A 19505-nucleotide genomic window follows, 5' to 3' on the forward strand; every position below is an offset into this window, starting at 1 on the left:
TTTTGAAGACGATTTATAACCACTTACGCCAAGGGCTGGAGGTCGGAGACGATGACTTGCGGGAACTTCTCCCCGAGTGGCCGCAAATGGTATACAATCTCACCGGAAGCCAGAAAGCTGCGTACGTGGCCCAGCTCCTGAGAGGACGCAAGCCCGGGCTTATTCTGACGTTTTCGGACGAGCAGGCCCAGAAATGGGTGAATGATCTTAGAACATGGCTTCCGCATGAGGATGTGCTTTTATTTCCGGCGACGGAGTGGCTCCCGTTTGAGCTGCTGGGACGAAGCCGGGAAACGACGGCGATGCGGATTGCGGTGCTCAAGCAGCTGGCCTATGACAACCATTGCACGGTGGTCAGTCCGATCCTGGCGGTGGAAAGGCGCTTATTTCCCCGGGAGCGCTGGCAGAAGTCGATCCTGGAATTTAAGAGCGGGGAGAGCTATCAGCTTTCGGAAGTTTTAAACAACTTAATTGCCGCAGGGTATGAACGCCTGGATGTGGTGGAAGGGAAAGGGCAGTTTGCTTTGCGCGGCGGGATTTTGGATATTGCTCCCCTGGACGGGGAACCGGTGCGTATAGAATTCTTTGATGATGAGATCGACTCGATCCGGACGTTTGATCTGGAAAGTCAGAAGTCTGTTGCAACCGTTACCCAGGCTGTGATTCCGCCGGTGCTCGAATATATTCTTACTGCGGAGGAACTTCGAAATTTAAGCTGGGAGGTCGCCGGGCAGGCGCGCAAAGCCCTGGGGCGGCTTGAGCGGGCCGACCGCAAGGAAGCGGCGGCAAATTTGAGCGAAAAGGTTGAACATGTCAGAGAACGTTTGGAACAAGGGATTCTGGATGAAAATGTCTACCCGTATCTGAGTTTGGTGCCGGAAGTGTTGGTCGATTTCTTTTCCTACTTGTCGGAGGACCGCCTGCTTATTCTCGATGAACCGTCCCGGCTTAAAGAACAGCTTGATTTTCAAACACGGGAAAGGCTCGAGGAATTCACGCAGCAGCTGGAGCAGGGGGAGGCTTTTGTCAGCCCCGAACCGCTGTTTATTTCCTATGAAGATGTTCTGACTTATGGGAAAAAGGCCAGCCTGCTTGGCATATCTACACTGCCGCGGGAAGTGCCTGGGTTTGTACCCCGGCGAATTGTGAATCCCAATTCCCGCTCTCTAACCGGGTTTATGGGAAAAACCGGGGTCCTGGCTGAGGAAATCGAACGCTGGCAAAAAAACGGGAATGTAGTTGCCCTTTTTGCCGGAGATAAGGAACATGCCGACCGCTTGATTCAGGGGCTTAAAGACCGGGGAATAACTTCCAGGCGGCGCACGATGGAAGACCCGGTCGAAGAAGGGGGAGTTTATGTCTATCCTTACTCCCTGGATCAGGGTTTTGAGCTCCCTCTGAGTAAACTGGTCGTTCTGTCAGAGGCGGAAATCTACCGCCGCGAGCGCAAAGCTCCTGTCAAACATCCGCCGGCACGGGAGAAAACCGGAGAACGGCTGCAGTTTTCTGATCTCAAGCCCGGTGATTTTGTGGTTCACGTTCAGCATGGGATTGGGCAGTTTGTGGGGATTGAACGGCTGCAAGTGGGGGGCGTGGAAAAAGATTATTTTGCCCTGCGGTATGCGGGGCAGGACCGGCTTTATGTCCCCCTGGACCAGCTGTATCTTTTGCAAAAATACCTGGGAGCGGATGCGGATGATGTCCCTAAACTCTATAAACTGGGCGGGAATGAGTGGCATAAGGTTAAGAGCAAGGCTCGCAGCGCGGTCAAAGAGATGGCGATCGACCTGGTAAAGCTTTATGCCCAAAGAGAGGCGAGCCGGGGATATGCTTTCTCTCCGGACAATGTCTGGCAAAAGGAGTTTGAAGAGAAGTTCCCGTACGAGGAGACTCCGGATCAACTCCAGTGTATCCAGGAAGTAAAAGAAGACATGATGCGTACCCGCCCCATGGACAGGCTTTTGTGCGGGGATGTCGGGTACGGCAAAACAGAAGTGGCCTTAAGGGCTGCTTTCAAAGCGGTAACTGACAGCAAGCAGGTGGCAATCTTAGTCCCCACTACGATTTTGGCCCAGCAGCATTTTAACACTTTCCGCGAGCGGTTTGCGGGCTATCCGGTGGTGATCGAGATGCTCAGCCGTTTCCGCTCTCCTAAGGAACAGAAAAGAATTTTGGCGGGGTTGAAGGACGGAAGCATTGATTTAGTTGTAGGAACTCACCGCCTGCTGGCGGAGGCGGTGAAGTTCAAAGACTTAGGTCTGCTCATTATTGATGAGGAACAGCGTTTTGGAGTGGCTCACAAAGAAAAATTAAAAACATTAAAGGCGAATGTAGACGTGCTTACCCTGACGGCGACTCCGATTCCCCGTACCCTGCATATGGCCATGGTCGGGGTAAGGGATATGAGTGTGATCGAGACTCCTCCGGAGGACCGCTACCCTGTACAGACCTATGTGGCGGAATACCGCCCCGACCTGGTGCGCGATGCCATCCGCAGGGAAATCCATCGGGGCGGTCAAGTGTTCTATGTGCACAACCGGGTGGAGGATATGGAGCAGGTCGCGCATTTTCTCAGCCAGTTGGTCCCGGAGGCACGGTATGGAATTGCCCATGGCCAGATGAGTGAGACGGAACTGGAACGGGAGATGCTGGCTTTCCTGGAGCAAGAACGGGATGTCCTGGTTTGCACCACGATCATTGAGACCGGGCTCGATATGCCTAATGTCAATACCTTGATTATTGATGAGGCAGACCGCCTGGGGCTGGCCCAGCTTTATCAGCTGCGGGGGCGGGTGGGACGCTCGAACCGCAAAGCGTTTGCTTATCTTCTATATAAACCGCAGAAAATTTTAACGGAGGTAGCGGAGAAACGCCTGAGCGCCATCCGGGAGTTTACGGAATTCGGTTCCGGCTTTAAAATTGCCATGCGGGATCTGGAAATCCGGGGGGCCGGAAACCTAATCGGAGCCCAGCAGCACGGGCACTTGGCGGCAGTAGGCTTTGACCTGTACGTGCAGATGCTTAAACAGGCCGTGCAGGAACTGCGGGGAGAACAGGTGGAAGAGGAAGTAGAACCTTCAATTGAACTGCAAGTGGATGCCTATTTGCCGGATGATTATATTTCGGATCGTCAGGTTAAAGCATCACTTTACCAGCGGATGGCTGTGCTTAAAAGCGAAGAGGGTCTAAGTGAGATGGTGGATGAACTGGTGGACCGCTTTGGAGCACCACCAAGGGTGGTTGACAACCTGCTTCAGATTATCCGGATTAAATGGCTGGCGGCGGAGCTTAAAATCGAACAGATTCAGCAGCTCAAACAATACGTGCATTTTCGTTTTGCCCGTGATCCCGGATTGAGCGGGGAAAAACTGATGGAAATCGCTGCAGGCAGCCCGTATCCGCTCTCGTTCGGAACCAGTGCCAACGGCAACCTGGAATGTAAGATCAGACTGCGTACGGTGGGCCAGGAGGAAATCCTGAAAGCGGTTCGCAGGGCTATTTCGACCTTTTCCGACATTGCTTCGCGGACAAGTCCCTGATATAATACGTACATTGAGTAGGAAAGGTCGTGAAGAGATGAAGAAACCCCTCGTGGGTATCCTGACAGGACTCTTGGCGTTTAGTTTTATATTAACCGGTTGTTCTTCACTGGTCGGAGGGAAATGGGTGGCAAAAGTAAACGGAGAACAGATTTCCCAGACCGACTATGATGCACGCGTCGCTTTGATGCAGAAAACGGTTGAGGATAACTCGGGATCCAAGCTGACTGCCGATCAGCAGAAACAGCTTAAGGATGCCGTACTTCAATCCATGATTGGAAGCAAAATCATTGAGCAGGAAATCAAGAAACTCAATGTAGATGTCAATAGTTCCAAGGTGACAGAACAGGTAGAAAAAGACAAGCAAGATGCAGGCGGGGAAGATAAACTGAAACAGCTTCTAGCCTTTCAGTATCTGGCAACGTTAGATGACTACCGGAATCAGATTGCCCTGGCGCAAAAACTCACGGACGATGTTCAGGTCAGTGATGCGGAAGTCAAGGCTTATTTTGAGGCCAATCCCCAAAATTACGGCGGACAGGCGGAGCAGGTTAAGGCTAAGAATATTGTTGTTGCCACCGAGGATGAAGCCAAACAGATTATTTCCCAGTTGAAAGCGGTAATGAACTCCGGCCAGTTAGCTACAACTTTTGAGCAGCTGGCCAAGGAAAAGTCCACGGATCCGACTGCCAAGGATAACGGGGGAGAGTTAGGCTACTTCAGCAAGGGGGATATGGTACCGGAGTTCTCGAATGCAGCCTTTGCCCAAAAGGTTGGGACTGTTTCTGAGGCGCCGGTGAAAAGCACATATGGGTATCATGTAATTTTGGTCGAAGATCATAAAAATGCGGTGCCGGGAGATTTTAACAAGTATAAAGACCAGATTAAGCAGGATGCCCTGACGGATGCGAAAGGGAAAAAGCTCCAAAGTTATTACGATCAAATTCACGGCAACGCCAAGATCGAGTATAGTTCTGCTTTTAAGCCGCAGGGATAAGAATTTTTCATTTGGTTAAATTAAACAAGAGAGGGCAGCTTTTGCATGAGTTGCCTTCTTTTTTGTTCTTTGGAAAATAATGAATAATCCGGGTTGCCGGGATATATACTATCATTGAATTGATGTACGTGAACACGATGATGCAGAACGAACATAAAGGAGGGATGAGCGTCCAATGAAAGCAACAGGAATTGTAAGAAGAATTGATGATCTTGGCCGTGTTGTTATTCCCAAAGAAATTCGTCGGACACTTCGTATACGTGAGGGAGATCCGTTAGAGATTTTTGTCGACCGGGAGGGGGAAGTTATCCTTAAAAAATACTCTCCGATTGGAGAGTTGGGTGATTTCGCCAAGGAGTATGCTGATTCATTGTATGAAGCGACCGGGCATATCGCATACATTGCAGACCGGGATACGATTATCGCGGTTTCAGGTGCTTCCAAGAAAGAGTATCTGAACAAACCGATTGGGCCTGCGGCCGAGCAGGCGATGTCTGAACGTAAAACCCTGCAAATTTCTAAACCGGGGGAACATGCCGCTTGTAAGACTTGTCCTGAAAATGAGGAAGACGATTGTAATCTTACGAATGAAGTAGTGGCTCCGATCATTTCTGAAGGAGACCCAATTGGAGTTGTGGTCTTAAGCTCTAAAGACCCTAATGTGAAAATGGGGGATCTCGAAGTCAAGTTGGTTGAAACGGCAGCCGGGTTCCTGGCTAAACAAATGGAACAATAAAATGGGGCGAACAGCCCCTTTTTGCATCCGGTGCGCACCTCTGGTACAATAGCCCTGGAGGTGGCGGTTTTGGGGAAAAAACTGCATATTCTCGGGTTGGGACCGGCGGGTCTGGAGCAGCTGACTTTAGGAAGCTACCGCCTGCTTCAGAAGGCTGACAAGGTGTTTATGCGCACTGCGCGCCATCCGTGCGCTGAAGAATTGCGGGAAGAGGGCATCCGGTTTGAATCGTTTGATGAGATGTATGAGAGCGGCAAGTCGTTTGAAGAGGTGTACGAAGGAATCATTTCCCGCTTGCGTCATGAATTAGTGCAAAATGAAGAAATCATCTACGCTGTTCCGGGGCATCCGAATGTCGCGGAGAGGACGGTTCGCTTACTTGTGGACAAGCTTTCCCCGGAATGCGAGCTTATCATACACCCGGGACTGAGTTTTTTAGATGAGATTTTTCGAGCCGTCTCTTTTGATCCGATTGAAGGGGTCAGCGTCCTTAGCCAGGAGGGCTTAAAAACTGCCGGGATTGACAGCCGTCAATGGCTGATCATTCCGCAGGTGTATGATAAACTGGTAGCTTCAGAGATAAAACTTGACTTGATGCGCGCTTACCCGGATGAGGCAGAGGTTATGGTGGTGAAAGCCCTGGGGTCAAAGGAACCCAATGTCTTAAAATGCCCTTTGTACGAGCTGGACCATCAAGAATTTGATCACTTGACAACTGTCGTCGTATCTCCTAATTCTGAAAGCTATACCTACGGACGCTTGGTTGAAATAATGGAAATTCTACGTTCCCCTGACGGTTGTCCTTGGGACCGGGAGCAGACCCATGTTTCCCTAAAACCATATGTGATTGAGGAAGCTTATGAGGTCATAGAAGCCATAGAAAACCAAGATGTGTATAATTTGTGTGAAGAATTGGGAGACTTACTATTACAAGTTATTTTTCATGCCCAAGTTGCGGCTGAAGCCGGGGAATTTGATATGACAGACGTCCTGCACGGGATTATTACCAAACTCGTGCGCCGTCATCCCCATGTATTCGGAGAAGGGAAGGCTGCAACGGCCCGTGAGGTGATCCGTACCTGGGAGCAAATAAAAGCTGAAGAAAAGGCACAAAATGATGACAAGACCCGTTTTTTCGAGGGCTCCAAGGGTTTGCCCGCCCTGATGTGGGCCCAGCGGACCCAGCGCCAGGCGGCCAAGGTAGGCTTTGACTGGCCGGATTGGAACGGAGCGTGGGTCAAAGTGCAAGAAGAGTGTCGGGAGCTGGAACAGGCTCTTCGGGAAGACCATGGAATAAGAGAAGAAATGGGTGATCTCCTCTTTGCAGTGGTCAATCTGGCGCGTTTAATGAATTTTGATGCTGAGGAGGTTTTACGGGAGACTGTCCGCAAATTCCAACATCGGTTCGACAAAATGATGGAATTTGCCTCCCAAGACGGGAATAATCTGGGAGAACTTTCCTTGGAACAGCTAGATGTTCTGTGGAAACGGGCAAAATTAGAAGAAAAAAATGCTAAACTTGCTTGAGTTTGAAGCTTTTTATGCAGGAGTTTGGTATTTTATCGCGAACTATAAAGATGTCAATCTACATATTTAGGAGGGAGCACTTTGAATAAAGCTGAGTTAGTTGCTGCTGTTGCCGAGAAAGCCGATATGTCGAAAAAGGATTCCGAAAAAGCGGTCAATGCTGTGTTATCCGCTATCGAGGATGCCCTGGCCGGAAATGACAAGGTGCAATTAGTTGGTTTTGGCACCTTTGAAGTCAAAGAGCGGGCTGAGAGGACCGGGAGAAATCCTCAAACCAAAGAGAAAATCACCATCCCAGCCTCCAGAGTTCCTGGATTTAAGGCGGGCAAAGCCCTGAAAGACGCAGTTCAAAAATAACATCAGCCTTAAAAAATCAGGTTCGTTTGCGAACCTGATATTTTTTTCACCGAGTGTTTTACCTAATATAAATTACGATCTTAATCTTAGGAGATATCGGGGGAATTGTCCGGTGCGCATTGATAAGTACCTGAAAGTATCGCGCTTAATCAAGAGAAGGACGGTAGCCAAAGAGATCTGTGAGGGGGAAAAGATCAATTTAAATGGCAAAACCGCCAAACCTTCGGCGGAAGTAAAAGCCGGAGATGTATTAACGCTTAACCTTGGGAAGCGGATCATGGAAGTCAAGGTGGTGGCCACTCCGAATTTAGCGCGCGCGGATGAGGCCCATCTTTTATATGAAGTATTGCGTGATGAAAAAAGATCAGAGTAAAACTTGGGCAAGGAAAGCTGTTACCCGCGTTAGGTGGCAGCTTTCTCTGTTTTCTTTACATTTCATGTCTAAAGGTTCGTTTAAGGGAATATCGTTTAAGAAGAAAAGCTATAGGGGGATGGGCGCAATGGAGAAAGTTAGCGGCAAAGGCCATCACTTGCACCTGGAAGACAGGCAAAAACTATCGGTTAACGGAGTGAAGAAAGTTCAGTCTTTCGATCCCAAGGATATTTTGCTTGAAACGGAGCAGGGAATCTTAGGCATTAAAGGGGAAGGGCTGGGGATTAAGCAGTTAGATCTTCAGGATGGGCTGGTAGAGGTCGAGGGGCATATTGATATGCTTCAGTATCCGCGCCGGTCTGGCCAAGGGGAAAGACACAGCCTATGGGGCCGGATTTTCCGTTAAGGTGAAAGGAGTGACGTTCAATCTCTGAGTTCGAAACATTTTTTTGGTTAGTGACGGCTGGCTTTGCCATAGGTCTTGGATTTGATATTTACCGTTCCGTGCGCCGTTGGATGAAATGGGGTCCGATTCTCACCTTCGGGGGGGATATCCTCTTTTCCTTCGGGGCTTTAGTGATATTTCTGTTTTTTTTAGAAAAGGCAAATAGCTTGGCTTTTCGCTTTTATATTTTTTGGGTAAGCCTTTTGGGGCTGCTCCTTTACCTAAGACTGTTCAGCAGACTTGTCACACATTTTCTTCTCAGCACGTTTGACCTGGTGAAAAAGACCTTGCTTGGGCTGATAAGCTTGTTTAGGTATCCGCTGCGGGCCTTGGTTTTGCTCATGAGGCCACTGTATGCCTTCTTGCGTTGGCTAAGCTTGCTCTTTTACCGGGCCGGTGAAGCGCTGCTCATGCCTCGGGCGGTACAAATTAAACGCGAAGCCGGTGAATGGTGGGACCAGCACTTTCCTCCTAGGACCAATGGGTAATTTTTCCTGAAGATGGATTGATTCTTCTCCTTAAGCCTTGTATAATAAGAATGTCGACGTATTGTCCACAATATGTAATGGATTTGTACACATTTTATTCACAGGCTGTGCATAATTAAGGATAGTAAGGATGAGGGAAGGTGCACCTCGAAATCCGGGGATTGGAGAAATTAAGTTTTCGTGAGCGTCAGGCCGTAATGCTCAAGGAATCCGGGCAATCTCTGGAACAGATCGGGAAAAGGCTGCGCCTGAGTCCCAGCTCCGTGGCCACTTTACTGGCAAGAGCCAAGAACAAAGGGTATGAAATTGTGTGCATTATCCCAGGAGGAGAGCTTGGGCTGGAAGGGGAGGACACGTTTGACGAAGAGACAGACTAAGAAGCAGAAAACCTCCGGCAAGCGGATTCGTCCCGGGTATGTGCTGGCCTGGACGTTTTTCCTGGTCTTAACCGCAAGTTCGGCCTGGAATGTATGGAACCTTTATGTGAATACGGAAGAGAAGATGGCCAAGCTTAACTCGGAGAAGGCTCAGCTGATTCAGGAGCAGAAGAAGTTGGAGGAAGAAATTGCTCTTTTGAATACGCCATCATATATTGAACAATTGGCGAGGGAACAGTTGGGATTAGTCAAGAAAGGAGAAATATTAATTGCCCCGCGCAGCCCGTAGATTTCGAGGCTTCCCAGGTAATATTCCCCGTTTTGCTTTTCTTGACAGCGCTTGTGTACTAGGAATATAATGACATTAATTATATTTATTTTTAATAACAAGGAGGAGTTTTCTTCGTATGGCCATCGCGGTTGGCAGCATAGTTGAAGGAGTGGTAACCGGGATCACGAACTTCGGCGCTTTTGTAGAATTACCGGATAAGGTTACCGGACTTGTCCACATTTCGGAAGTGGCAGATGCCTACGTCAAAGATGTCAGAGATTATCTTAAGGAACAGGACCGCGTCAAAGTAAAAGTGATTCATGTAGATGACAAGGGTAAAATCGGTTTATCAATTAAGCAGGCCAACCCTAACGCCCGTGCCGGTCGTGAAAGACGTCAGCCAACCGTATCTTTTGAGGATAAATTGGCCAAGTTTATTAAAGACAGTGACGAGCGTCAGCTTGAGTACCGCCGGGCAACCGAATCCAAGCGTGGTGGCAGAGGCTCCAGCCGTTATTAAATATTGAGAAATTGATTTTGGAAAGTAGAACCGTCTGAGGGCGGTTCTATTTTTGTTTATTGAAGAGAATTACAGTGTTTTTAAGTTCGTGAGCAAGGATTGGGTCGAAACTTGTTTGCCCGAAGCGACGTCTATAGACAAGCTTTGCCAAGCCCTTTGCGTTATAATGTTTCCATAAAGTGGTAAGAGGTGACGTTATGGCTGAATGGGCAACTCTTAAAGCCGGACACTCGCTGCGGCAAGAGAGGAATTTTTTTAACAATGCTTTAGTTCCATTAATTCTGGGAGTTATTTTAGCCCGTGGAAACGTACTTATGGTCCACCCATTCGGGATTGCCTTTGGTGCGGCCCTTATTCTAAGGGGGCGAAAGGGTTATCAGTTAGGTCTGTTGGGCGTAGCCGCCGGGCAGCTTACTCTGGGAGATCCGGTGGCTGCGTTTGAAGCAGTCCTGATTCTGGGGGCACTGGCAGTGATTTTTCCTAGAATCAGAGGGAGTAAACGCGAAGGACTTTATTTAGCCGCGCTCACGGCTCTTGCTGCAGCCGTCGTGGCCGGTGCGGCTTTAAGCTTCTCCGATCCTGACCCTTTGGCCTTGCTCATGGTGGGGCTTTTCAGCATTCTGTCCGGAGGGATCGCGGTTGTCTTTTGGTTTGCACTCACTCATCAGGAGGCTGTGTGGCGGGGAGAGTTCAAAGGGGAACAGGGTGTAGCCTGGCTTTTGATACTGATTGGTGTATTAAGTGGCCTGCATGGCTTGCAAGTGGCGGAGTTCGATTTCCCGGTGGTGGTTTTGAGCTTTTTTATCCTGTTTGTGGCTGAACGTTACGGGGCCGGGACGGCTGCAGGGGTGGGAGCCGTGCTCGGGTTCCTGCCTTCTCTGAGCCTAGAGGGACAAAACTTTATTAATGCTGGGATTTACGGACTGACCGGGTTTTTAAGCGGAGCCTTTCGCCGTTTTGGCAAGCTGGGTTTAGGCGCGGCCTTTTTGGCAGTGACGCTTATGTTCAGTTACTTTATGCATCCGGAAGAACTGTACTCCCAGCTCGTGTCCTCGGCCTTGGGTTTGGTGCTCTTCTTACTCTGGCCGTCTCCCGGAGTTAAGACGGACTTCCTGAAGGAAAAGCCGATGCCGGAGGTTGAAGCGACGGTTTCAAAGGTGAAAGCTTTGGCTGACATTATGGATCAAATTGCCTTAAGCTATCAGGCGGCAGAGGCGGAAGCGACCGAGGGCCGCCCGGAGATTCCGGATCTGATGAATGTTCTGGTGGAGAGGGTGTGCCACTCCTGTCCGACCATAAATGTCTGTTGGGAGCGCGAGTTTTATAAGACCTACCGCTACCTGTTTGGTTTGTTCGAGGAAGTTGAACGGCGCAAGAATCTGAAGGCTGCCGATCTCCCGGTGGAGTGGCGGCGTCATTGCGGTCGCACCAAGGAGATGCTGATAGGGGTTCAGTTTATCATTGAGAAAGAGCAGAATCATGAGGCCTGGCGCAAGCGCCTGGCCCTTAACCAGGAGGCTTTATCCAAACAGTTTAAAAATGTGTCCCAAGTCATCGGGCAGTTTGCCAAAGAACTTCATGTCCGCCATAATTGGGAGGAAGACAAGTCTTCCGGGTTAGCGCGCAGGCGCCGCAATTTCCTGGATGTCGGGGTTGCCAGCTTCTCAAAAAAAGGCAACGGTATCAGCGGAGATAATTATGCTTCATTGGCTTATGCTCCTAACGCCCACGCTTTTATTCTCTGTGATGGCATGGGTGTGGGTGAAGGGGCCGCCAAATTAAGTGCCACAGCCTTAACGCATCTGGAGCAGCTTCTTAGTACCGGGTTCGAACCGGAAGGCGCGATTCAGGCCTTGAACTCCATCTTGGTTCTGCGTTCTCCGGAAGAGAGTTTTGTGACGGTAGACATGGCGGTTCTGGATCTGGAATCCGACCTGGTAAAGCTGATTAAAGCAGGGGCGTCTCCAAGCTACTTAAAACAGGATGATCATATTGAGACCTTGAGTTCTTCCGGACTTCCGGTAGGAATCTTAAACCAAATTGAGCTGCGGGTGCTTGAGGTGAACATGGGGGTCGGGGATGTCCTGATTATGGTGACTGATGGGATTGATGATGCGCTTAAGGATGGGACGGAATGGCTGAAATACTTCCTGGAGGAGCTGACATTCAAGGAGTCGCAGGAGCTGGCCGATGAAATTGCCAAAGAGGCACGCCGCTTGAGCAATGACCAGATGTACGACGACGGAGTGGTACTGGTAATTAAAAAGAATCACTGGGATGAATAAGGGGCCAAAACGGCCCCTTTCAAGTGCCGTAGAAGTCTAGCTTATATCATGAATTGGATATGATATAATTGAGAGAAGCCAGAACTCAGAATTCAGAATTCAGAAGTGAAGATAAGTTGGGATGAAATAAAAAGGTTTGGGAGAACGGCTTGATGTATGAGAAACTGCGCGCACGGGTGCTGCCGAGACTGATCCCGCCTAAGGCTAAAGTCTTAGTGGCTGTCTCCGGCGGGCCGGATTCAGTGGCCTTGGCGCATGTCCTGTGGCGGTATGCCATGGATGAAAAAAAGAGGGAATTGGAGCTTGTGCTCAGCCATGTCAATCACGGAGTGCGCCCGGAGTCTGCAGAGGAAGAGGTGCTGGTGCGGCGATTGGCCGAAGATTGGGGTCTTCCCTGCGTGATTCACCGCTTTGACGCTAAAAAGTATGCACGCTCGAGCAGACAGTCCTTTCAGGAAGGGGCGCGTGCCTGGCGTTATGAACGCTGGGAACAGGACATGAAAGAATATGGGTGCACGCATTTGGCTACCGCTCATCATCTCGGGGATCAGGCGGAAACGGTGCTATACCGCCTGCTGCGCGGAAGCGGGACGGCTGGGCTGGCGGGAATCTTACCCAGTCATAACGGGGTCCTGCGGCCCTTGTTAACGGTAACGAAAGAAGAGATTCTGGTCTATTGCGCCATGGCAGGATTGCCATATGCGCTCGACCGTTCAAATGAGGAGCCCGTGTACGTGCGCAATAAGATCCGCCTCCAGCTGCTCCCGCAGTTGGCCCGGGAATATAATCCCCAGATCGTGCAGGCTCTCGGGCGCACAGCGGACTTAATGCGCTGGGATGAGGAGTATTTGCAGGGAAAAGCGGACGAACTTTGGCGGGATTATCTGATTCAGGATACGGCTGCGGAAATTCGCTTAAAGATTGGGGTTATCGAACAGCCTTTTGCACTAGTGAGCCGGGTTTTGCGGCGGGCTGCTACTAAGATCAGCGGCGAGCCGCGGGGATTGGGTTACGACTATATTGTCAGAATGATGGAGCAAGGGCTGGCTGCCCGTTCCCAAGAAAATTTTCACTGGAGGCAGGACTTACCTAGGTTTCAAGTCGAAATAAATCCAGAGAGTATTTGCTTTAAAACCAAAAAGTATGTTTATAGGCCAAAGAAAAAAGAAAAGGAATTAAAGCCTCAGATAGAAGTGCGGCTTCAAGAAGGAACTTGGGTGGATATCCCCGAATTAGGTATTAAAGTGGGGATTTTTACAGACGATAGACAGGAAACAGCCTTAGGCGGAGAGAATGTTGCGGTCTTTGATTTGCATAAGTTTTTTGGCTTAAGCAAACCTCCGGTTTGCCGTACGCGCCGGCCGGGGGACAAGATGTGGCTTAAGGGAGTGGGGCATAAAGACCTGAAAAAGGTATTTCAAGAAGAAAGAATTAAAGCACAGCGGCGCTCACGGCTGCCTTTAATTGCCGCAGGGAGCGAGGTTCTATGGATTCCCGGAGTCAAGAGAAGCGATCTGGCCTTGCCTGAGCAGGATTCTCCCCGAGCTTATTGTGTACTAAAAGTATCAGACGAAATTAGTTTATAGCTATAGCATACGAAATTAGTCATAATGATAAAAATAAAAACAGGAAAGATTTATTAGTTTTAGGATATATTAGATCGGACGAATGAATTATATACCTGGCAAGTCTAAGATGAGCGGAAGCCTCGTTGTAAAAGGCCTCCCTGCGTGGTATAATATGTAATATTGCGCCGGAGCTAGGCGGTTTTCCATCAGAGAGGAGGACCAATCGTTGAAGTTTTTTAAGAATGCGGCTGTTTATCTACTCATTATCCTTTTGGCGATAATGTTGATCAGATGGACAAATACCCCGGTCGCCAAGGACCAGGGGTTGGATTATAATGCGTTTAGCAGAGCCGTAGTCGAAAACAGGGTTGACAAAGTCAAGATTGTCCAGGATGAGAACGGGAAATTATATTCGGTGACGATGAAGGACGGGAAGCAGTTTGATGTTCTCGGACCGACAGATGACCCTCAGATGGTGTCTGATTTAAAGAACCATGTCAGTGTGGTAGATTATACGCCGCCGGCTAAAGCGCCGTGGTGGACCGGGCTATTGACTACCCTCCTGCTGCCTTTGATCATCGTCGGGATTTTCTTCTTTATGATGCAGCAGACGCAAGGCGGGGGCAACCGGGTCATGCAGTTCGGAAAAAGCCGGGCCCGTCTGGTCAGTGATGAGAAGAAAAAGGTAACTTTTAGTGACGTTGCCGGTTTGGATGAGGTCAAGGAAGAACTGCAGGAGGTTGTGGAATTCCTTAGATATCCGAAAAAATTCAACGAACTGGGTGCTAAAATTCCGAAGGGAGTCCTTCTCTTCGGCCCGCCCGGAACCGGAAAAACCCTGCTCGCGCGTGCGGTTGCCGGAGAGGCGGGAGTGCCCTTTTTCAGCATCAGCGGCTCGGATTTCGTGGAAATGTTTGTCGGTGTCGGAGCCTCCAGGGTCCGGGATTTGTTCGAACAGGCCAAGAAGAATGCTCCCTGTATCGTCTTTATCGATGAGATTGACGCAGTGGGACGACAGCGGGGAGCCGGTCTCGGCGGCGGCCATGATGAAAGGGAGCAAACCTTGAATCAGCTGCTGGTAGAGATGGATGGCTTCAATGGCAACGAAGGCATTATCATCATTGCCGCTACCAACCGTCCGGATATTTTAGACCCGGCGCTTTTGCGGCCCGGGCGCTTCGACCGTCAGGTGACGGTGGATGTGCCGGATGTCAAGGGACGGGAAGAAATCTTGCAGGTGCATGTGCACAATAAGCCTTTAAGCAAAGATGTGGACTTAAAGGTACTGGCCCGCAGGACTCCGGGCTTCACCGGAGCCGACCTGGCGAATCTGGTGAACGAGGCGGCGCTTCTTTCAGCCAGACGCAGTGAGAAAGAGATTAAGATGAACGCACTCGAGGATTCCATCGAGCGCGTGATCGCCGGTCCGGAGAAAAAGAGCCGGGTGATCAGTCCGTTTGAGAAGAAGCTGGTTTCCTATCATGAAGCCGGACACGCCTTGGTGGGCGAACTGTTAACCCATACCGACCCCTTGCACAAGGTGTCGATTATCCCGCGCGGCCGCGCCGGCGGGTATACCTTGCTCTTGCCTAAAGAAGACCGCAATTATATGACCAAATCCCAACTACTGGATCAAGTGACAATGCTCTTGGGGGGCAGGGTTGCGGAAGCGCTGGTCCTGCATGAAATCAGCACCGGAGCTTCTAACGACCTGGAGCGGGCCACCGGTTTGGTGCGCAAAATGATTACGGAATTAGGAATGTCCGAGGAATTAGGTCCTTTGACCTTCGGTCATAAAGAGGAACAAGTATTCTTAGGCAGGGATATTGCCCGCGACCGCAATTATAGTGAAGCGGTCGCCTATGCCATTGACAAAGAAGCCCGGCGGATTATCGATGAGTGCTATCAAAAGGCTCAGAATCTGATTAAGCAGAACATGCCCAAGCTGCATGCGATTGCTGAGGCTTTAATGGAAAAAGAAACTCTGGAGGCGAAGGAATTTGCCGCCTTAATGGCGAAGTTTGATAATCCGGAGCATAGGCCCGAACAAGATCTTCCGCTAGCAGAAGGAGAATCGGCGGAGGGCAGTCCAGATGAAGGGCACAACACAGATGAAGGGCTGGGTCAGGATCTGGAAGTGGAAAAGGCTAAAATTGAATAGGAGTGAAGAAGTTTATGGAAAGAACGTTTTTAATGCTTAAGCCTGACGCCGTTCAGCGCGGATTAGTGGGACAAGTCATTGCCCGCTTTGAAAGCAAAGGATTCAAACTCGTAGGAATGAAGTTGATGCAGGTTGACCGGGCTTTGGCCGAAGAGCACTATGCCGAGCACCGGGGAAAGGCTTTTTTTGAGCCAACTGTCAATTATATTATGTCCTCTCCGGTAGTGGCTATGGTATGGGAAGGCAAGAATGTGGTTGCTCTAGCCCGGGAAATGATGGGCGCCACGAATCCGGCCAATGCCAATCCCGGCTCAATCCGGGGGGCCTTTGGAATGGATATCAGCCGTAATGTCATCCACGGATCCGACTCCGTGACGAGTGCAGACAGAGAAATCTCACTCTACTTCAAGCCAAATGAATTGGTAGAATACCAAAAGGTTGGCCAAGAGTGGTTGAGTGAGTAAGTGAAGGGCACCCTAACGGGTGTCTTTCTGTTTGGCTAATGAGAAAGTAAAGTCTGAGGGGGTAATCCCGTCATGCCTAAACGTCCGGATATCAAACACCTGGTTACCGTGGCCTCGATCCTGATTGGGTTTTTATTTGTTTTGCTTTTGAAAACCCAGGGTGTACTCGGCGACCAAGGACCAAAACCTGAGGCGGCCATTTCCAGCTTGGTCCAGACTGAGCAGGAAAACCAGCAGTTAGCCAATGAAAATGATAAGCTGCGCCAGGAACTGGTTAAATATACGGAAGGGCTGAATGCTTCCTCCTTGGCGGAGCAGCAGCTGACAGAAGCCCGGATGAACGCGGGGCTTGTGCCTGTCAGCGGTCCGGGTATTCGCATAACCCTTGATGATTCAAGCCTGATTGAACCGAATGTTGAGGACCTGCGCAACTATTTCATTCACGAGGAATATATCCGTAATTTAGTGAATTATTTATGGAATGGCGGTGCTGAAGCGATTGCGGTCAATGGACAGCGCCTTACCAGTACCACGGAAATCTTTTGCAGCGGTTCTTATATTCAAATTAACGGTACGCGTCAGATGCCACCCTATACGATAGAAGCAATTGGGGACAGCCGCAAACTGCAATCGGCCTTAGATTTCTACATGTGGGAAATGTTGGGTAACTTCCAAACCCAGTATGGGATTACACGCCGCTTAGAGGTAGTCGATAACCTGAGACTTCCGGCAGGAAGTCTAAAACAGTTTCGCTTTGCCGAACCGGTCAAGGAGGGAACGTAAATGTGGAAGAGAAGCCTGGCTTTACCGGTGACCTTGGTCGCCATAGCTTTGGGATTTCTATTTTCCCTCCAAATTGAAACTCATAAGAGTGTATCTGATGCGGAGCTCATCAATCAGCAGAGAATGGCTTCTATGAAAAATATTCTGGCCAATGCCCAAAAAGAGAATACCCGCCTGAAAGAAGATAATAAGACCTTAGCCGCTCAACTGGATAAAGCCCGTAAAGAAGGAGGAATTAATCCCAAGGTCCTGGCCGAACTGGATCAGCTTAAAATGATGGACGGCACCATGGCAGTGCAAGGTCCGGGCGTCCAGATATCCATTGATGACCGGCAGCAAGACCATAAAGAAGTCGTGCCCCTTTCAACGGAGGATTTGGCCCGCATTGTCAATACGTTGAAGTTTGCAGGGGCTGAGGCGATCAGTATTAACAACCAGAGAATTGTGGCCACGACTGATATTGTCTTAAGCGGAACCTCGACGATCTTAATCAACCGGGTTCCGGTGAGCAAAGCTTCTGGGTTGCCCTACGAGATCAATGCCATCGGGGATCAGGCAACCTTGGTTGATTATTTTTCGAACTTAGAAGGAGAGATTCTTAAGCTTAAAGGGGTGACTGTCAGTATTACCCGTAAAGTGGTAGGGGTCCCGTCATATAAAGGTTCTTATAGTTTCAAGCAGGCAAAGCCTTGAATTTTCACAGAAAATCTTGGGTAAGCTAGCAGGGAAATTAGGATAAGTGGCGAATCACTTTATTTAGTCTGGTCAAAATTACAAGTTAGAGGAGTGAATCTATTTGAAAACGGACATCGAAATCGCCCAAGAAGCGCAGATGAAGCCGATTACTGAGGTTGCGAAACTGGTCGGGCTCTCTGAGGACGACATCGAGCTTTACGGAAAGTACAAAGCAAAGGTTTCATTGGATGTGTGGAACCGGGTGAAAGACAAACCAAACGGCAAGTTAATCCTGGTGACGGCCATTAACCCAACCCCCGCCGGAGAAGGTAAAACAACGACCACGGTTGGTTTAGGCCAAGCGATGGTTAAGATGGGTAAGAAAGCAATGATCGCTTTGCGTGAGCCCTCTTTGGGACCTTGCTTCGGAGTCAAAGGGGGAGCAGCGGGCGGCGGTTATGCCCAAGTTGTCCCGATGGAAGACATCAACCTGCACTTTACTGGGGACTTCCACGCCATCACCTCGGCTCATAACTTGCTGGCTGCTATGCTCGACAATCACCTGCAGCAAGGAAACCTGCTGAATATTGACCCGCGTCAGGTTGTGTTCCGCCGGGTTATGGATATGAATGACCGCGCCCTCCGTAAAATTGTGATTGGTTTAGGCGGCCGTACGGAAGGGGTACCCCGTGAGAATGGCTTTGACATTACGGTTGCGTCCGAAATTATGGCGATCTTGTGCTTAGCCAGCGATCTCATGGATTTGAAAGCGCGTTTCGGCAAAATTGTCGTGGCGTATACCTACGACGGCAAGCCGGTCACCGCTCATGATCTGGAAGCAGAAGGCGCCATGGCGCTGCTCATGAAAGATGCCATTAAACCGAACATGGTACAAACCCTGGAAAATACTCCGGTCTTCATTCACGGCGGACCGTTTGCCAACATAGCCCATGGCTGCAACAGCATTATCGCCACACAGCTCGGCTTAAAACTGGCTGACTACATGATTACGGAAGCAGGGTTCGGAGCAGACCTGGGTGCTGAGAAATTCTATGATATCAAGTGCCGCTTCGGCGGGCTCAAACCGGATGCAACCGTTATTGTCGCCACCGTGCGTGCCCTTAAGATGAACGGCGGAGTGGCCAAGGCTGACTTGAACGCCGAGAACCTCGATGCCCTGGCCAAAGGGATTGTCAACCTGGAGAAACACATCGAGAACATGGGCAAATTCGGAGTTCCGGCCGTTGTAGCCATCAACCGTTTCCCGTCCGACACTGAGGCTGAGCTTGACTTTATCCGCAAACGCTGCCAAGAGCTGGGATCTGTTGTTGCTCTGTCCGAAGTCTTCACCAAAGGCGGAGAAGGCGGAAGAGAACTGGCTGAGACTGTGCTTAAAGTGATGGAAGAGAAGAAATCCAACTTCAAAGTGCTGTATGAAGCCGAACTCCCGATTAAAGACAAGATCGAAAAGATCTGTACCGAGATTTACGGAGCGGACGGGGTCAACTTCAGTAAAGAAGCTGAAACCATGATTCAGAAGTATACGGATCTGGGGTACGGGAATTTGCCGGTGGTTATGGCCAAAACCCAATACTCCCTCTCTGATGATCCGGCACTTTTGGGACGCCCGACCGGTTTTAAGATCACGGTGCGTGAAGTCCGTCTCTCTGCAGGCGCAGGCTTCTTAGTGGCTATCACCGGTGCGATCATGACCATGCCGGGACTGCCCAAGCGTCCGGCTGCTATGAATATGGACATTGACGCCGAAGGAAAAATCACAGGACTGTTCTAAGATGGGAGCAAAGAGGCCCTGGGTCAAACCTGGGGTCTCTTTTCTTTAGGAATGTACGAGAGGATCAGAAGACAGGAGACAGGAGTCAGGAGGAGTCTGAAGACAGAAGACAGAAGCCTGTGTAAGATAACGGGTAAACGAGTTGAA

General features: G+C 49.9%; 18 protein-coding genes. All 18 read left to right on the forward strand.

The genetic code is table 11. The annotated features are described in order from the left end of the window. Positions 1-2: 2 nt before the first annotated feature. A complete protein-coding gene (gene mfd / locus J0X21_RS06585; RefSeq protein WP_236006096.1) occupies positions 3-3539 on the forward strand; it encodes a transcription-repair coupling factor in 3537 nt (1178 codons plus the stop codon). 37 nt (positions 3540-3576) lie between these two features. After that, the gene (locus J0X21_RS06590) at positions 3577-4536 is read left to right on the forward strand and encodes a peptidylprolyl isomerase (protein WP_206811380.1); all 960 of its coding nucleotides are present in this window, start codon (positions 3577-3579) and stop codon (positions 4534-4536) included. Positions 4537-4711: 175 nt separating this feature from the next. Beyond that, the gene (gene spoVT, locus J0X21_RS06595; protein ID WP_206811381.1) at positions 4712-5272 is read left to right on the forward strand and encodes a stage V sporulation protein T; all 561 of its coding nucleotides are present in this window, start codon (positions 4712-4714) and stop codon (positions 5270-5272) included. A gap of 69 nt (positions 5273-5341) precedes the next feature. Beyond that, on the forward strand, positions 5342-6799 hold the full coding sequence (gene yabN, locus J0X21_RS06600; RefSeq protein WP_206811382.1) for a bifunctional methyltransferase/pyrophosphohydrolase YabN: 1458 nt from the start codon (positions 5342-5344) through the stop codon (positions 6797-6799). A gap of 81 nt (positions 6800-6880) precedes the next feature. Then, a complete protein-coding gene (locus J0X21_RS06605; RefSeq protein ID WP_206811383.1) occupies positions 6881-7156 on the forward strand; it encodes an HU family DNA-binding protein in 276 nt (91 codons plus the stop codon). Positions 7157-7268: 112 nt separating this feature from the next. Then, positions 7269-7529, forward strand: coding sequence for an RNA-binding S4 domain-containing protein (locus tag J0X21_RS06610; protein ID WP_206811384.1), 261 nt, complete (start codon positions 7269-7271; stop codon positions 7527-7529). 127 nt (positions 7530-7656) lie between these two features. Then, positions 7657-7935, forward strand: coding sequence for a sporulation protein YabP (yabP, locus tag J0X21_RS06615; protein WP_206811385.1), 279 nt, complete (start codon positions 7657-7659; stop codon positions 7933-7935). A 20-nt stretch (positions 7936-7955) separates the two neighbouring features. Then, on the forward strand, positions 7956-8462 hold the full coding sequence (gene yabQ, locus J0X21_RS06620) for a spore cortex biosynthesis protein YabQ (RefSeq protein WP_206811427.1): 507 nt from the start codon (positions 7956-7958) through the stop codon (positions 8460-8462). Positions 8463-8602: 140 nt separating this feature from the next. Next, positions 8603-8839 carry a sigma factor-like helix-turn-helix DNA-binding protein gene (locus tag J0X21_RS06625; RefSeq protein WP_206811386.1) on the forward strand — a complete coding sequence of 79 codons (237 nt, stop codon included), beginning with the start codon at positions 8603-8605 and terminating at the stop codon, positions 8837-8839. Further along, positions 8820-9128: an FtsB family cell division protein gene (locus tag J0X21_RS06630; RefSeq protein WP_236006097.1), complete on the forward strand. Its 309-nt coding sequence runs from the start codon at positions 8820-8822 to the stop codon at positions 9126-9128. The genes J0X21_RS06625 and J0X21_RS06630 overlap by 20 nt, the downstream gene beginning before the upstream one ends. Before the next feature lie 118 nt (positions 9129-9246). Continuing rightward, positions 9247-9630, forward strand: a complete 384-nt coding sequence (locus J0X21_RS06635) for a S1 RNA-binding domain-containing protein (protein WP_206811388.1) — start codon at positions 9247-9249, stop codon at positions 9628-9630. A gap of 197 nt (positions 9631-9827) precedes the next feature. Continuing rightward, positions 9828-11915 (forward strand): SpoIIE family protein phosphatase, encoded by a 2088-nt coding sequence (locus tag J0X21_RS06640; RefSeq protein WP_206811389.1) that lies wholly within the window; start codon positions 9828-9830, stop codon positions 11913-11915. Between the two features lie 152 nt (positions 11916-12067). After that, on the forward strand, positions 12068-13501 hold the full coding sequence (gene tilS, locus J0X21_RS06645) for a tRNA lysidine(34) synthetase TilS (RefSeq protein ID WP_206811390.1): 1434 nt from the start codon (positions 12068-12070) through the stop codon (positions 13499-13501). Positions 13502-13709: 208 nt separating this feature from the next. Further along, positions 13710-15644, forward strand: a complete 1935-nt coding sequence (ftsH, locus tag J0X21_RS06650) for an ATP-dependent zinc metalloprotease FtsH (protein ID WP_206811391.1) — start codon at positions 13710-13712, stop codon at positions 15642-15644. Between the two features lie 14 nt (positions 15645-15658). Beyond that, positions 15659-16108, forward strand: coding sequence for a nucleoside-diphosphate kinase (gene ndk / locus J0X21_RS06655; protein ID WP_206811392.1), 450 nt, complete (start codon positions 15659-15661; stop codon positions 16106-16108). A 72-nt stretch (positions 16109-16180) separates the two neighbouring features. Beyond that, positions 16181-16891 carry a DUF881 domain-containing protein gene (locus tag J0X21_RS06660; protein WP_206811393.1) on the forward strand — a complete coding sequence of 237 codons (711 nt, stop codon included), beginning with the start codon at positions 16181-16183 and terminating at the stop codon, positions 16889-16891. Further along, positions 16892-17584, forward strand: coding sequence for a DUF881 domain-containing protein (locus tag J0X21_RS06665; protein WP_206811394.1), 693 nt, complete (start codon positions 16892-16894; stop codon positions 17582-17584). A gap of 103 nt (positions 17585-17687) precedes the next feature. Further along, positions 17688-19358, forward strand: coding sequence for a formate--tetrahydrofolate ligase (locus tag J0X21_RS06670; RefSeq protein ID WP_206811395.1), 1671 nt, complete (start codon positions 17688-17690; stop codon positions 19356-19358). Positions 19359-19505: the final 147 nt, after the last annotated feature.

Origin of the sequence: Paradesulfitobacterium ferrireducens (assembly GCF_017310645.1) — a bacterium.
Classification (GTDB): domain Bacteria; phylum Bacillota; class Desulfitobacteriia; order Desulfitobacteriales; family Desulfitobacteriaceae; genus Paradesulfitobacterium; species Paradesulfitobacterium ferrireducens.